Source organism: Pediococcus stilesii (genome assembly GCF_001437075.1).
GTDB classification, from domain to species: Bacteria; Bacillota; Bacilli; order Lactobacillales; family Lactobacillaceae; genus Pediococcus; species Pediococcus stilesii.
In genome coordinates, this window is the sequence record NZ_JQBX01000014.1 from 42,826 (window position 1) to 56,934 (window position 14,109).

The 14,109-nt window shown below is 36.5% G+C and carries 15 protein-coding genes; 4 read left to right on the forward strand and 11 right to left on the reverse strand.

The window, feature by feature from the left end; genetic code table 11:
* Positions 1-15: 15 nt before the first annotated feature.
* Both IV81_RS06975 and IV81_RS06980 read right to left on the reverse strand, forming a co-directional pair.
* Positions 16-1,446, reverse strand: a complete 1,431-nt coding sequence (locus IV81_RS06975) for a hypothetical protein (RefSeq protein WP_057803661.1) — start codon at positions 1,444-1,446, stop codon at positions 16-18.
* A 45-nt stretch (positions 1,447-1,491) separates the two neighbouring features.
* Complete coding sequence (locus tag IV81_RS06980) at positions 1,492-1,743, reverse strand: hypothetical protein (protein WP_057803663.1); 252 nt, start codon at positions 1,741-1,743, stop codon at positions 1,492-1,494.
* 380 nt (positions 1,744-2,123) lie between these two features.
* On the opposite strand from IV81_RS06980, the gene IV81_RS06985 reads away from it, so the two are divergent.
* Both IV81_RS06985 and IV81_RS06990 read left to right on the forward strand, forming a co-directional pair.
* Entirely contained in the window at positions 2,124-2,393 is a 270-nt protein-coding gene (locus IV81_RS06985; protein ID WP_057803665.1) for a type II toxin-antitoxin system RelB/DinJ family antitoxin, read from the forward strand.
* Positions 2,383-2,658: a type II toxin-antitoxin system RelE/ParE family toxin gene (locus IV81_RS06990; RefSeq protein ID WP_057803667.1), complete on the forward strand. Its 276-nt coding sequence runs from the start codon at positions 2,383-2,385 to the stop codon at positions 2,656-2,658. The genes IV81_RS06985 and IV81_RS06990 overlap by 11 nt, the downstream gene beginning before the upstream one ends.
* A gap of 390 nt (positions 2,659-3,048) precedes the next feature.
* Here the strand turns inward: IV81_RS06990 and IV81_RS06995 are convergent, their stop codons facing one another.
* From IV81_RS06995 to IV81_RS07025, 7 genes are all read right to left on the reverse strand, one after another.
* The gene (locus tag IV81_RS06995) at positions 3,049-4,221 is read right to left on the reverse strand and encodes a hypothetical protein (RefSeq protein ID WP_057803668.1); all 1,173 of its coding nucleotides are present in this window, start codon (positions 4,219-4,221) and stop codon (positions 3,049-3,051) included.
* Entirely contained in the window at positions 4,202-4,888 is a 687-nt protein-coding gene (locus IV81_RS07000) for a hypothetical protein (RefSeq protein WP_057803671.1), read from the reverse strand. Before IV81_RS07000 ends, IV81_RS06995 begins: the two co-directional genes overlap by 20 nt.
* Positions 4,889-5,124: 236 nt before the next feature.
* A complete protein-coding gene (locus tag IV81_RS07005; RefSeq protein WP_057803673.1) occupies positions 5,125-5,418 on the reverse strand; it encodes a PTS sugar transporter subunit IIB in 294 nt (97 codons plus the stop codon).
* 15 nt (positions 5,419-5,433) lie between these two features.
* On the reverse strand, positions 5,434-6,771 hold the full coding sequence (locus IV81_RS07010; protein ID WP_057803675.1) for a PTS galactitol transporter subunit IIC: 1,338 nt from the start codon (positions 6,769-6,771) through the stop codon (positions 5,434-5,436).
* Between the two features lie 18 nt (positions 6,772-6,789).
* Positions 6,790-7,236, reverse strand: a complete 447-nt coding sequence (locus IV81_RS07015) for a PTS sugar transporter subunit IIA (protein ID WP_057803677.1) — start codon at positions 7,234-7,236, stop codon at positions 6,790-6,792.
* A gap of 2 nt (positions 7,237-7,238) precedes the next feature.
* On the reverse strand, positions 7,239-7,637 hold the full coding sequence (locus IV81_RS07020) for a PTS sugar transporter subunit IIA (protein WP_057803679.1): 399 nt from the start codon (positions 7,635-7,637) through the stop codon (positions 7,239-7,241).
* On the reverse strand, positions 7,630-9,078 hold the full coding sequence (locus tag IV81_RS07025; RefSeq protein ID WP_057803681.1) for a BglG family transcription antiterminator: 1,449 nt from the start codon (positions 9,076-9,078) through the stop codon (positions 7,630-7,632). Before IV81_RS07025 ends, IV81_RS07020 begins: the two co-directional genes overlap by 8 nt.
* 283 nt (positions 9,079-9,361) lie before the next feature.
* Here IV81_RS07025 and IV81_RS07030 point away from each other — a divergent pair, with 283 nt between their 5' ends.
* Positions 9,362-9,691 (forward strand): hypothetical protein, encoded by a 330-nt coding sequence (locus tag IV81_RS07030; protein ID WP_057803684.1) that lies wholly within the window; start codon positions 9,362-9,364, stop codon positions 9,689-9,691.
* A 312-nt stretch (positions 9,692-10,003) separates the two neighbouring features.
* Here IV81_RS07030 and IV81_RS09350 read toward each other — a convergent pair whose 3' ends face one another.
* Together IV81_RS09350 and IV81_RS07035 are read right to left on the reverse strand one after the other, a co-directional pair.
* Positions 10,004-10,144 (reverse strand): hypothetical protein, encoded by a 141-nt coding sequence (locus IV81_RS09350; RefSeq protein WP_162257320.1) that lies wholly within the window; start codon positions 10,142-10,144, stop codon positions 10,004-10,006.
* 380 nt (positions 10,145-10,524) lie between these two features.
* Positions 10,525-12,981 carry a phosphoketolase family protein gene (locus IV81_RS07035; RefSeq protein WP_057803686.1) on the reverse strand — a complete coding sequence of 819 codons (2,457 nt, stop codon included), beginning with the start codon at positions 12,979-12,981 and terminating at the stop codon, positions 10,525-10,527.
* Between the two features lie 294 nt (positions 12,982-13,275).
* On the opposite strand from IV81_RS07035, the gene IV81_RS07040 reads away from it, so the two are divergent.
* Positions 13,276-14,004 carry a GntR family transcriptional regulator gene (locus tag IV81_RS07040; RefSeq protein ID WP_057803688.1) on the forward strand — a complete coding sequence of 243 codons (729 nt, stop codon included), beginning with the start codon at positions 13,276-13,278 and terminating at the stop codon, positions 14,002-14,004.
* The last annotated feature ends 105 nt before the right edge of the window (positions 14,005-14,109 follow it).

A 14,109-nucleotide genomic window follows, 5' to 3' on the forward strand; every position in this document is an offset into this window, starting at 1 on the left:
ACAATATTAATTTCATTAATTCGTTTTTAGTCTTCTCATCGCCCGTGTTCGACTATCTGATGACAATTCCAAATCCCAAAAAGTTGATTGATTTAACGCGATTTCTCGATAATTATCAAGGATTTGTTTTCCGACTGGAGAGATATGGCATCCATGTCCATCTTGTTGAACCCAACCTAGGAGTAAAATTTGCGTAATCCATCGGCAATGCGACCGCGGGAAGAAAGTCACTGTATTATTTTTAAAGTTAGCGATTTTAACACTCTGTTTTTTTGAACTAAAGTGAACTTGATAATGTGGCCGATGATTTTCACCCAGTTGAATAATCTTCAACCAAACAAACATTAACCAACGTAGTTTTATTTTATCAAGACTTGTTATATCAATACTAGCGGCCTCTTGACCAGCGATTTTTCCTGAATTGGCTGCAATCACCTCATTATTTTGGGCATAGGCATATTTAACTGTTGTTCGTTCTTTTTGCCGGCTCCCAAAGCGGATTGTATAGATATAAGCGTCACCTACAATTTGTAAATAAACGACCCGCCTTCTAGATAGCAACAATTGCGAAACAATTTTATGCTTGTAAGGCAAGTGGCTTGCAACTTCATCTAACACTAATTGACGCCATTTTTTAGGTGTATCCTTTTGCGGTTCCGTATCTTCTTTTGGCGGACTGTTTCGTTCAGTCAAATTGAACAACGCACTTAATTTCTGCAATGCCGGTTGTTCACTTAGGGAGACAATATTATTCGATGTACTACGCTTTTCCGCGCTAGTATTACTAATGTACTCTTCTTTATAATTCAGCACCGCGTTATTTTTTAACATTTGAACAATTGTTTCCCAACTATAGCTGGAGAGATACTTTGGCCAAGCATTACTTCTTAGTTCACCGTACTTTCTCAAAAAATCCAGCCCATTATGAGTTATTGACAGATGCCCATTTTTATAAACATTTAATAATCGTGATTTGCTGAGAGACATTAGACTAGAATACAATGGCTTACCTTCCAAAAAAACAGCTCCAACATACTCTCCCTCGATCAAAAGTGAGTGATCGTTTTGCATAAATACACTGATTCGATTATTTTTTCCATATGTAGAACTTACCAGACGTAATATCAAAAATTCAGTCAGTCCAAACGGTCGTGCTCGAATAAGTCCCTTTGCAAACACGCGACGAATTCGTTCAATCACCTCATTTGCAGTAGTATCCTTATCCCAGTAAATTTGCGTATAGCGTGCTACCCCTCTTTCGGCCTGTGTATGATCAGCTAGTCTAAGTTGAAAAATATGTTCTTTTCGATAAAGATAAATATAAACGCTTGATGATTGTTTACTAACACTGATTGAAACGGTATGCCATTTTTTAAATGGTACTGCATACCACAGCATCTTCTTAATACTAGAATTCCATGCTAATTTTTTTGAAAAGTCGTCCATCTCGACTGTATCCCCCTTACAATCTACAATTCTAACTAGAATCCCCTACGATTCTGGATCAATTGATCGATCCGATGCTATTTTATATGCTGCTCTTGCGTCTTCCGCCACACGATCAATTTTAAAGTTTGATTGATCTATATTTTCTCGTCTTCTCAACTCACGAATGGCGGTACTGCGGAGCCACGTGGCTAAATTCATTCCATAATAATAATCAACAAGCTTTTCCAATTCTATTTTTTCTTCTTTTGAAAACGAAACCTGAACTTTTGAGCTACGGTTTGGTATGTTTTGCATTTTTAACTTCCTCCACTTTTAAAACGATATTTACACTACTAATATACGACAATCATGCTATATCATCAACATAATCAATTAAAACCATTAAGATAATAAAAAACCGACCTAATCTTTAAATAGATTAGATCAGTCAAATGTAAAGCAGCTTTTATATTAAGTTTAGGAGGTAAGCTTGACGCCCATCATATTCATACTCTTCATTCCGAAATTTTTCCGATTATTTACTGTTTATCATGATAGATTTTGAACATGAAACGCCCCAAAATATCAAATGAGTAATTGTTAACAATGATTGAAAAATCTTTCTGCGTTAATAATGTACATATTAGGTGTAAAAATGTTACAATAAAACCGCCAAAAGGAGATGAGCAGTAATTATGGATACAAAACCCAAAGTAAGAATTAATGTAAATGTCGATAAAGAAGATAAGGAAAAGGCCTCAGAGTTATTTAAGAGCATGGGACTTAATCTGAATACAGCGGTAAATATGTTCATCAAACAGAGTATTAAAGAGCAGGGGCTGCCATTTCAACCGAAACGAAGTAGTTCAGACAGTGTAGAGGCACGCAGGGAAGTCGAACACGATCATCTCAAGAGCTTTGATACCGTACATGATTTGATGGCGGACTTACAAGATGAAGATTAAACGAACGTCAATATTCAAACGAGACTTCAAAAAATTAGTGAAGAAACATTACGATGTCACTAAATTTGAAAAGGTTGCCCAAGACCTTTTTGATTATGATATAGACGCGTTAAGCAGAAAATATCGAGACCATGCACTAAAGGGAGAGTGGCACGGGTATCGCAAATTACACATTCAAGCCGATTGGTTACTAATATATCAATTAAATAATGATGAACTAACTTTAACGTTAACTAGAACGGGATCTCATGATGATTTATTTTGAAAACACTCCAAATAATATTCGCGATGTTTTCTTAGTATCTCCGTGAAATATCAAATAATTCCCATCTTCGGTATGAATATATAACTTTCCTTAAGTATCAGAATACTTCTAAACTAACAATATGAAGACTATCGTTAAATTTTTTCACTTTCAAAAAATACTGTAGCTTGCAAGATGTTGATGTCTAATTAACTTCCAAAAAGCAAACTCATAAAATAAATCCAGACAAAAGGTACCAATCAAAAGAATTTTTAAATCTTTTCGATTGGTACCTTTTGATTTACAGAACCAATGTTTAAACATCCGGTCATTTCAGTCTTATGACTACTCTTGTCACCGCACGTTTAATATTCATGGCGGACATACAAAACCATATCTATATTAAAAACTCTAAACTCCATCCACCAAAGTCCAATCAACCAGGCCTTTATAATTACCAGATCGTACACGGTTATTCGCCAGCATTACCAGTCCAGAATCTTTCCCATAATCGGCGGTATAGACTCCTCCATCAGATTTCATTTCACTACCAGTTAAAATCGTTTGCGCATTTTGACTTAATCGAACTGCTGTTGAAGTATCTTCGGATGCACTATGTTTAAACCACATTGAAAATAATTGACGTTGCCTTTCTTGCTTGGAAACATAAGCTGCCGTAATTTTAAAACTCGGATTCACACTTCTAGTATCAAAAACTTGAAAACGAAGCGGAGCGTCAGTAGTACGACTCAAAAATTGATTGGCATCCGGCAATTGGTCTAATCCATAATTCCAATAATATTTTCCCTCCCCCATTGCTACCGATAATAGGGTTGGGAAAACCAATAGCCCGGAATCAGTAGACTGGTCCATTTTACTTGAGCTAATCGTTTGTCCACCAACAAAGGGATTCACATCGTTAGCGTCTAAGCGGTCATAGTCATCAACTCCAGTTGGAATTGAAGTGATTTTATTGTGGCTATAACCTTGTATCACGCTTCCACCAATGAAGGTAACTGGAATATCATGGTCTGGAGTATCAGTAAGTCCACCTTTTGCCGAATCACCAGAATATGTTAAAAGCTTAGCGGACGACGCGATGGATATATTACTCGGATTACTCCACGGACCATTATTGCTAAATGGTGATTTATCCTTTGAAATAATGCTGGTTTTAGATCCGGCCGTTAGCTTTAACTTCATCCACGCATTTGAATTCATTTTAGTTGCATCAAAAGTAGCACCCAGTGCTGATAAATTAGTAATCGATCCCGAATTAGTCGTCAGGTTTCCTCCACCCACTAGTGGTCCAAATATTGGTGCAGATTCAATGTTCGAATTGATTTTTAACATCCCACTGTTACTAATATCTACTGAATTGGATTCACCTGTAAAGGAAATAACGCCATCCGCCTTGTTATTATTATCAATTTCTAACGATGCACCTTTCGCCACATCAATTAAAAATCTTTTATTATTGCGTTCATTCCAGTATGGAACCAGCATTCCACCAGATGTTGAAGAATCTCCCTTACTTCCCGAAATTAAAGTTGTCGCTCCAGAACTAACTTTGATGTTGGACACTTCCCCCCAACGCTCTACCGCTAACTCCGTTTTCGATATGATTATTTCCGATAAAGTTGATTGGAATATAGTAGCTGCTTAAAGGTTGATTAACTCTGTAATCTCTAGGAACAATATATGTCACATTATTATAAGTAATTTGTGCATTACTACTAATTACTGATTTTGTTTCAGAAGAATCTGATGAAAAAAGCAATCCCATACGGGTGGCTACATAGGCTCCAAAGTTCCCACGATTTGAAGACGGAGGCGCACTAAAATACCAGTTAGTACCATAAGTGTATATAGTATTCAAATTAGATATCATAACTTGTACCGTACTAGTTGGTGGAATTATGATAGCTGACCCATTTTGATTATCAACAAAGAATTCGTGTCCTTGAAAATTAACATTCACATTTTTTATTTTCGGATATATATTTGGCTGTGTACGGGGCAAGGTAATATCTTTAGTGACATTAATGGTAATGTTTTCAGGAGTATTTCCTTGTCGATTCCAATACCCATTAGAATTTGAAAGTAAATCAAATAAATCTGATCCCGTGTCCACCGCATAGTTACCCAAACCAATACGATTAATCGCTGCTTTCGCCCGGTATTGCGAAAAATATGCCATCACTGTGAGCCCAAATATAAAGACCAGAAAACGAATAACTTCCCTACCCAAATCAAATTCCTCCCGATAATATTTTAACTAAAGTTTAGGAACACTGAGTTTAAACCCATCCTATACCAATTATATTAAGCTTAACATGGTTAATAATTTATAAAATTCCCCAAAAATCGTATTTTTTTCATATTTAAGAACTCATTAATAGTTTTTACCCAAATCTAAACTTTATTCCACAAGAAAAAGGACGCAAAAATCAAAAATGATTTTTGCGTCCTTTATTTTTTCACAATTTACTTCAACACATCCGCCTTAATCTCATCAAATACCTTGCTAACACCAATCCCCGTCAACAAAGGTACTCCGTTGATCACTTTATCTTTAATATCACTCGGAACCATGGTCGTTGACACAACAATATCGTAATCACCATTTTGGATAGCACTAACTTCATCCGCAATTTTAGATTGAAGGAACGTCACATTACCATCGAGCCCTTCCTGCTTCAAATAATCTTTGATTTTACCAGTTGCAACGGTTGATGTTGCAATCCCTGTACCACAAACTACCATTAATCTTTTAGCCATAATAATTTCTCCTTTTTAATCTAAACTTTTTGCCTTTTTATCATGAAACTTGTTAAGCCATGTCATCAATCCTAGAGCTATTAGTCCCAAGCCAATGATCCCCGGCCAAGTCATAATCTTACCCAAACCAACAATCATTAGAGTCGTCCAAGTACCACCATCAGAGAGAATTGAAATTGATGAAGCACCATTCATTGCGAAATGCGCCGATTTGGCAGTAATCGTGAGTAGCGGTGCGGCCCAGGATGCAATTAGCAGTGAGATCGAAATATCAATAATTCCACCAATTACAATCCGAAAGACGTTCCCACCAAAAACAGCTGCCATGACGGCCATCATAAATGGAATTGTCGCTAAATCACCAAAAGGTAACACGGTATTTCCTGGTAAAATGACCGCGATCAACAATGAGACTGGCACTAGAATCAGTGAAGCAGATAGCACCGCCTCTTGCCCAACGGCTAAGGCTGAATCCATTCCAATGTACAAATTACGACCAGGAAATTTCTTTTGAACCAGTGCGTTAGCCGCTTCGGAAATTGGTTGTAAACCTTCCATTAAGAGTGCGACCATCCGAGGCATTAAGATTAAAACCGCCGCGGTCGAAATTCCTAGGTTCAATGTTTTGGTGAAATCATAACGCGCTAACAACCCAATTACAAGTCCAATGATTAACCCCATAACTGATGAATCTCCGAAAATTCCGAGCTTCTTTTGAATCGTTTCTGGTGTCCAATGAATATTTTTCACACCAGGGATTCGATCTAGTAACCAATTGATTGGTAAAGCCAAAACGAATCCGGGCGCTGAAGCTCCTTGGGGAAATGAAATTCCTTCTAATCCATAATGTTTTTGAATCGTTGGTGCCGCCAAGTCTGCCAAGAAATAGATCCACATTGCGTGAACAACCATCGTAACCATTCCTAAGGCAAAGTTATTTGTCGCGGCGTAGACCAAAGAACCGGTAAAAGCAATGTGCCAATAGTTCCATAAATCGACATCTAGTGTTTTGGTTAGTCCAATTATTAACAAAACAACGTTCAATAATACACCGATCGGAATTGCTAAACTTCCAAGCGTTGTTCCATAAGAAATTGCTGAAGCAGCTGGCCACCCAACATCAATCGTTGTCAAACTAAGATGAAAGTTTTTTACCATCGCTTGTGCTGCCGGTCCTAGGTTATCCGTCAACAAATTAATTACCAAATTCAATCCAATAAAACCAATTCCGACCGTTAAAGCCGTCTTGAAGGCTCTTCCCGGTTTAATTCTTAAAACAAGTGCAAATACAAACAATAACATTGGTAAAAATACAGTTGGTCCTGCATTCAGTAGCCATTTAATGATTGCCATAATATTTCTCCTCCAAGTTTAAAGACCATAATCAATTAATTTTTGAGTAATTTGATGCGGATCATCCAAATTTAGTAAGCTCTTAACAGCCTCTTCGTCTTGAATCAACGCAACCAACTTTTGGAGCACCTCTAGTTGTGCATGGGCCTCCTTTAAAGCCAGCATGAAGATCAACTTTGCTGATACATCTTCTCCATCACCCATTTGCAAAAAGTGGACGGGATCCTTCAACCTCGCAACCGCAATTTGTGATTTATTAACATGTTCAGCATCTGTATGGGGAATCGCTACCCCGATAATTGGCGTTTGAAGTCCCGTCGGATAATCTTTTTCACGATTGACAACTGCATTTTTGTAAGAATCCTTAACGATCCCTTTTTCATACAGAGCATCAGCAATTTTTTCCAAAGCATCCGTTTGATTCTCAGCCTTAAGGTCTAGTAGTACAATTTCTTCATCCAACATTTTTAATCCCCCTCTTGGATCAACCTTCGAAATTCTTCATTACTGTTGCAATGCTTCATTTTATTTATATTCTTTGAATTCAGTAGGATTCCCATTATCTCTTCTAATTTTTTATCCGGATTACGACTATTTACCACCATTACTAAAGCCGTCTGCTTCGTGTTATTCAAATCGTAATAGTGTATCAAAAGAATCCCCTGCTCCTGTGCGTTAGTTTCAACATGTGGCAAATAAAAGTCTTTTTCGATCTTGGTCGTTCCGGATAAATTGCGTTTTTCAATCGAAGCCAGTGCCTCTTTAGCGTTAATACCAAAGAATATTTCGACCTGACGACTAATCTCTTCATTGACGACGTCAGATTTAATTTGTTGCTTAAGCTCAACATATTCAACTTTAATCATCTAAAAATGCCTTGACCCTTCTTAAATCCAGTTCATTTAATAGTGGACTAACCAATACGATGGGGATGGGGCTTTCATTTGGAATAGCCACGGTACTAACGATTAAATCCGCGTTTTCGTTATACTTCTTCATATTTTTTAAATAACTGTAAGAAGAAATTACGTCCGTGACGTTCAAATTTGGAATTGCATTTAACAACTTTGTTTTGATCAATTGTGCCGTCCCAATGCCACTTGAGCACATCACCAGCACTCGGCTACTTTGATAGCTTTCCTCAATCGCCTTAACGATATAAAGCGTGATAAATGCAATCTCATCTTCAGAAATTCTCAGTTGATATTTATCCAGGGTGTATTTATCAATAATTGCCTTTAAATTTTCAAACTCTGTCTTATAGGTATTCTTAATATCCTTCACAAGGGGATTAACAACTGCTAGATTAGACTCGATTCGATTTAACATTGGTTGAAGATGTCCACAGAGATCCATCAATAACCGTTTTTTATTAACTTTTTTATCGAATTGGTAGTTTTCAACAATGTTTTCGGCAAAATCTAACACCGTCTTATTGAACTTCATCCCGACGTTATTAATATCATCTAAATCGTCTAAATCATTATTAATATATCGCAGAGATTTAAGATATTGCGTCAGATATAAGATTTCATCCGAGTCAATCGGCTGTCCAATGTGCATGGAAATATTTTCAATAATTATTCTCGATGTTTCGTAGAAGTCTTCGTTTTCGACCGCACTCACATCAAAAATTGGCTTTTCTTCGGACTTCGGCATTGAACTAATTCGCTCCATCATGATGTATAAATGAGAAAAGACATTCAATGTATACGGATCAACCAGAGTTACATTTAGTTCTTCTTGAATTAGAGTAATCTGCGAAATCAGAAATTCTTTATCTTGTTTTGCAATTGATGGAAATATTTCTGCAACAGAGTCAAATCCTTTGGAAACATCCCCTTTTCGAATCAACAAAAAGTTCAACGCTTGCCGAATCTTTAGTTCCGTTCCCTCAACATTGATAAACCCATTTTTTCGGAAAACTTGTAAATCAAATTTAGTCAGAATTCCTTCCATTTTTCTTAACTCATTCGTCATTGCCGATTCTGAGATATAAAATTTATCCGCAATATCTAAAAATCGTAATTTTTTAGGCTGAGAGAAAAGTACGTGAATGGCAATTGAATAGGTTCGAGCAGTCAATCGATTAACATTTTCGGCCGTCCCCTCATCAAAGTTTTGATCATCAATCAGATATCCCAACCCCCGTTGAGATTTAATAATTTCCTTATCCTGATTAATTTTCTTGATCGTCCGATAAATTGTTTTTGAGGATACTCCTAACTTTTCTGCTAAAGTGTGTGCTTCAATATACTCATCTTTTTGAGATAAAAAAGTAACGATTCGTGTCGCTAAATCAGTCATAATATCCCCCCTTCAATTTCAAAGTATATCATCAAATAATCAATATCCATTTTTTAAATTGTCCCTTACTACGGACACTAATTGTGGAACGAACCACCTGGTAAATTAGGTGATTTTTGCAGAACTTTGGTTGGAAAATTGTGACCAATGGATGTTCTTCGAGTACCTTGTTGGCAAACTAAAAAGTAAATTATTCTTCATATTTTATTGAAATCGCTTTCTTTAAATGCTATTATTTTTCTTTTAATAGGCATAATAAAATACTTTTTGGAGGTAAAACTGAATGCTTAATAAAATAACGAGAATATTCTATATAATTGGCATTACGATAATTACATATGGTTTAGTCAATGCTCATATTGCTAAAGCACAAAGTATTAATGATTATAAGAACGTTCTTAACATAAACGGCAATCCCACAGCTAATTTTTATTCCAAGAACAAGAAAGTTTCAACGAACAAATATTCATCATTTTCTGATATGCGTACAAAAGCAGCTTTATACCACGAACTAATTGCTTCCACCATGAAAACTCCAAATCTTGAAGAAGCAAAAAAATTAATGGAAATGCATATAACATCTATGATAAATCCAATAAAAAATTTAAATTAATCATTATAAACTCATGTGGCTACTCGTAGCAAAAAATTTAGTACTTTGGGCAAATGATTTTATCTTAGCATTTATATTAATCGTTTTTTCTTTCTAATCATACAAGGAACTATTTTTAATTATATTAATACAGTTATTTTTAGTTATCCATCGTAACGCAAACAGGCAAGATTATCGAGGTACTCTCAACTATATTTTAGCGCTAAAAAGTGAGCTTCACACCCTGAAGGAGCGAAGCTCATTTTAATTGGCCAAAATTTGGTCTAACCTCGGACACTATTAACTTTTTCAACAAAAATACTAAAAACATAATCATTTAATAATCTCATGAATTAAACTGACTGGCTCTGCCTTTTCACTAATTTTGATATTTTCATAAAGTAGTTCTTTAATATTTTCAACATCTTCCTTATTACTAAAAATTGCTAACGAGCTTGCGCCGGCCACTATCAAGTAACATCTCTATAGCTCCGATTTCATCAGCGGTAATTTCCGACATTTATCCTTGGACATAAGGTCAAAATTTTCAATAACTTGAGAATTTCTTCTTTATGCAATTACCATTTTTTTAGAAAAATTCTATCGCTGATCCTTATGAAATAATATCTTCGAACAACTCCAATGTAGCAGCCCGCTTGACTAAAATCACTATTTGACTTCCTAATTATAAAAACTTATCACTAGAACTTTTACGCTTCAAACTGTCTATTATTAGGTGCCCACTTATCCTTATCACCTAAATAGCCCATTCTTTTTTAATTGAATCAAAAAAGCCCGCTCCGTCAAACGGAACGAGCCTCAAAAACTATAAATTATCAAAAAGTGAAACTAAACTATTTTAATGCAGTCCATTTCCAGTCGGTAAATTCTTCAATATCGCGACCTTGGTTACGGGTAACATCGAAATGCTTAGCTAAAATATCATCCATTTTCTTATCAAATGCTTGTGCATCTGTATCCGAAATAACACCTTTAGCGCGTAACGTATCAACAGCGTCTTTAGCTTGATGGAAACGATCCAACTCAGAATAAACACGCATGTCGTAAGCGGTTGTAATGTCACCATCTTCGCGATAACCATGAACGTGTAGTCCATCATGTCCACGTTGATAGAACATCGATTCAACTAAGTCTTCATAACCATGGAATCCGAATAATACAGGTGTTCCTGATTGGCCAAAGAATTTGCTAAAGTCAGCGTCACTCAACGAACGTTCTGCGTTTAACTTGCCATTCTTCTTTTGAAGACGGTTGATTTCAACAACGTTAACATAACGCATCTTAACTGATGGGAATGCGTCATTAACCAAGTGAAGAGCAGCTAGTGACTCAATTGTAGGTTCCACACCTGATGAAGCAAAGATAATGTCGGCATCTTCACCTTCAGCAACTGTTGAAGCCCAGTCAATCGTTTTCAAACCTTCATTAGCAAGTTCTTCTGCTTCATCGACTGAGAACCATTGTTGACGTGGTTGTTTTGAAGCAACAATATGATTCAACTTATGACGTTCAGTAAATGCACGATCAAATACAGCAAGTAATGTGTTTGCGTCTGCTGGTAGATATTGACGAACATAATCTGATTTCTTTTCAGCCAAGTGTGTCAAAATACCTGGATCTTGGTGAGTATATCCATTGTGATCTTGTTGGAATACAGTCGAAGTTGAAATCAAATTCAATGATGGATAGTCATTCCGCCATGGTTGTTCAGCGGCTTGACGAATCCACTTAAAGTGTTGAGTAATCATTGAATCAACTACGCGAAGGAATGATTCATATGATGCAAAAACACCAGTACGTCCAGTTAAAGTATAACCTTCGAGCCATCCTTCGGCTTGATGTTCAGATAATTGAGCGTCCAAAATACGACCCTCTGGAGCTTCATATTGATCATTTGGTTCCTTAATTTCTTCCATCCATTGACGGTTTGAAACTTTGAACATGTCCCAGAGACGGTTTGACATCGTTTCATCAGGACCAAAGATCCGGAATGTGTGTGGATTATTTGTAGCAACTTTAGCAAAGAATCCTGAAAGAACATTCATATCCATGTTGCGGTTACCATCTGGCAACTCAGTTCCACGATTTGATGCGTTAATATCATTCGTGAAGTCTTTCCAACTTGGTAAATTAAGTACTTCTGCCTTATCTCCGAAACGACGTCCACCATTGGCAACTGGGTTCATTGCCATTCGCTTATCACCCTTTGGTGCAAACTCTGCAACTTCTGCCTTCAAAGAACCATCTGCATTGAACAATTCTTCTGGCTTATATGAATTCATCCATTTTTCAAATTCAGGAAGTTCTTTTAAGTTCTTTTGAGACAAACCAAGTGGTACTTGGTGAGCACGGAATGAACTTTCAATTGGTTCGCCGGCTGGATTATGTGTTGGGCCACCCCAACCCTTTGGTAGTCGAGCAATTACAACAGGCCAGGCAGCAACTTCGCCATCTTGATAACGACCATTTTCACGAGCGTCTCGTTGAATATCTTTAATATCAGTGATAGCTTGGTCAAACAACTTCGCTGCCTTTTCATGATATGTCATATAATCATGAATATCATCATTTTCAAGGAAACGTGGTGAGTAGCCCAAACCTTCAAAGAACTTAGTAATTTCTTCATCGCTCATGCGAGAGAAAATCGTTGGATTTGAAATTTTGAACCCGTTTAAATCCAAAATTGGCAAGACTGCACCATCGTTCTTAGGATTAATAAATTTAATTGAGTGCCAAGCAGTCATTGCAGGTCCAGTCTCAACTTCACCATCTCCGATAACAGTAAATGCAACTTGCTCTGGATTATCTAAGATAGCTCCGGCCGCATGAGATAGTGAGTATCCTAATTCTCCACCTTCATGCAATGAACCTGGAGTTTGAGCGGTCATATGTGAACCAATTCCTCCTGGGAAAGAGAAACGTTTGTATAAACGTGACATACCTTCAACGTCTTGGGTAATTTCGGGATAGTCTTCGGTGTATGAACCATCTAAATAAGCATTTGTAACCATAACTTGACCACCGTGACCTGGGCCACCGATGTAGAACATGTTCAAATCAAACTTGTTAATCAAACGGTTAGCATGCGCATATAAAAAGTTCTGTCCTGCAACTGTACCCCAGTGTCCGATTGGCTTAACCTTAATATCATCTGCTTGGATAGGTGTATTAGTGACTGAAAATAATGGGTTGCTCTTTAAGAACATCATCCCCCCTGAAAGATAGGTGCTAGCACGCCACCAGGCATCAACTTTTGATAAATATTCTTTGGAATTGTAATCCACCGTCATAAAATTAACTCTCCTTCGATAAATTAATAATTACTTACCACACTAGCTCGTTCATAAACGAGATTTAGATTACTTAACTAATCTCTTTACGGTACTATCATACCCAATTTTCAAAAAAAGTCAACCTTTTTAAAAAATGATACGGTCCAATTTATTTTTTTGCTAAAATATATTAATATCAGTTGATGAATGCCTTTACATAAAACCATGCCTTATTGCGCAACATTAGGTGATAACATCGTATGATTATTCACATAAATACGGAAACTAAATATTGTCACAAGGAGTTAAATCATGACGAATTTGGCACACAAAAATATCTCGCATAATTTAAAATTACGGATCTTAGACGGCGATTTTACTAATAATAAATTACCTAACGAACAAAAATTAGCCCAAAGCTATAAAGTTAGTCGTAGTACAATAAAAAACATTCTAAATGTGCTTGCTCAACAGGGAATCATATTCAAGAAACGTGGCGCAGGTTCGTTCGTCAATCCTTTATATATTAGAAATCAATCTTTATTTCAGTCTAAGGAAAACAATCTTGACATAACGGATAATCTAAATATCTCTGGACAAAAAATGTCTTCAAGATTGATTACGTATAATATCATTGTCGCAACGGCTGAGTTACAACAAAATTTATTTTTAGCAAAAAACGAACATGTGTATGAAATTAAGCGTGTTCGTTTGCTGGACGAAAAAGCCATTGCCATCGAAACTGTATATATCCCGGTGAAGACTATCCCTGAACTAAGTCCAGCCATTGCGAAAGGCTCAATTTTTAAGTTTCTTGAAGATACCCTGGATACGAGCGTTAGTAAAGCGTTTTTATCAATTATGGCCGATTCCTCAACTTTCGAAGACCAAAAATTACTAGGACTGAGTAATGTTGAACCTGTTGGAATTATGGAAGGAATCTCTTTTCTAGATGATGGAACTCCGTTTGAATTTTTTAATACGCGTACCAGCTACAAATATCTAAGGTATAGCACATCCATCAGTATAGATAATACTTAGAATCTTCGTATATTAATTTTTTTGCACTATAAATGTAGCAAAGGTGGTTTTTTAATGAGAACGATTGATGCAAATATTGGTGTAAGCACCCAATAACAGACCGTA

What these genes read in the sequence shown, in the direction of transcription:
- IV81_RS06980 (WP_057803663.1), bottom strand. Translation starts at nt 1,743, where the DNA reads ATGCAAAACATACCAAACCGTAGCTCAAAAGTTCAGGTTTCGTTTTCA.
- IV81_RS07040 (WP_057803688.1), top strand. Translation starts at nt 13,276, where the DNA reads ATGACGAATTTGGCACACAAAAATATCTCGCATAATTTAAAATTACGG.
- IV81_RS07020 (WP_057803679.1), bottom strand. Translation starts at nt 7,637, where the DNA reads ATGATTAAAGTTGAATATGTTGAGCTTAAGCAACAAATTAAATCTGAC.
- IV81_RS06975 (WP_057803661.1), bottom strand. Translation starts at nt 1,446, where the DNA reads ATGGACGACTTTTCAAAAAAATTAGCATGGAATTCTAGTATTAAGAAG.
- IV81_RS06990 (WP_057803667.1), top strand. Translation starts at nt 2,383, where the DNA reads ATGAAGATTAAACGAACGTCAATATTCAAACGAGACTTCAAAAAATTA.
- IV81_RS07015 (WP_057803677.1), bottom strand. Translation starts at nt 7,236, where the DNA reads ATGTTGGATGAAGAAATTGTACTACTAGACCTTAAGGCTGAGAATCAA.
- IV81_RS07025 (WP_057803681.1), bottom strand. Translation starts at nt 9,078, where the DNA reads ATGACTGATTTAGCGACACGAATCGTTACTTTTTTATCTCAAAAAGAT.
- IV81_RS06985 (WP_057803665.1), top strand. Translation starts at nt 2,124, where the DNA reads ATGGATACAAAACCCAAAGTAAGAATTAATGTAAATGTCGATAAAGAA.
- IV81_RS07010 (WP_057803675.1), bottom strand. Translation starts at nt 6,771, where the DNA reads ATGGCAATCATTAAATGGCTACTGAATGCAGGACCAACTGTATTTTTA.
- IV81_RS07030 (WP_057803684.1), top strand. Translation starts at nt 9,362, where the DNA reads ATGCTTAATAAAATAACGAGAATATTCTATATAATTGGCATTACGATA.
- IV81_RS07035 (WP_057803686.1), bottom strand. Translation starts at nt 12,981, where the DNA reads ATGACGGTGGATTACAATTCCAAAGAATATTTATCAAAAGTTGATGCC.
- IV81_RS07005 (WP_057803673.1), bottom strand. Translation starts at nt 5,418, where the DNA reads ATGGCTAAAAGATTAATGGTAGTTTGTGGTACAGGGATTGCAACATCA.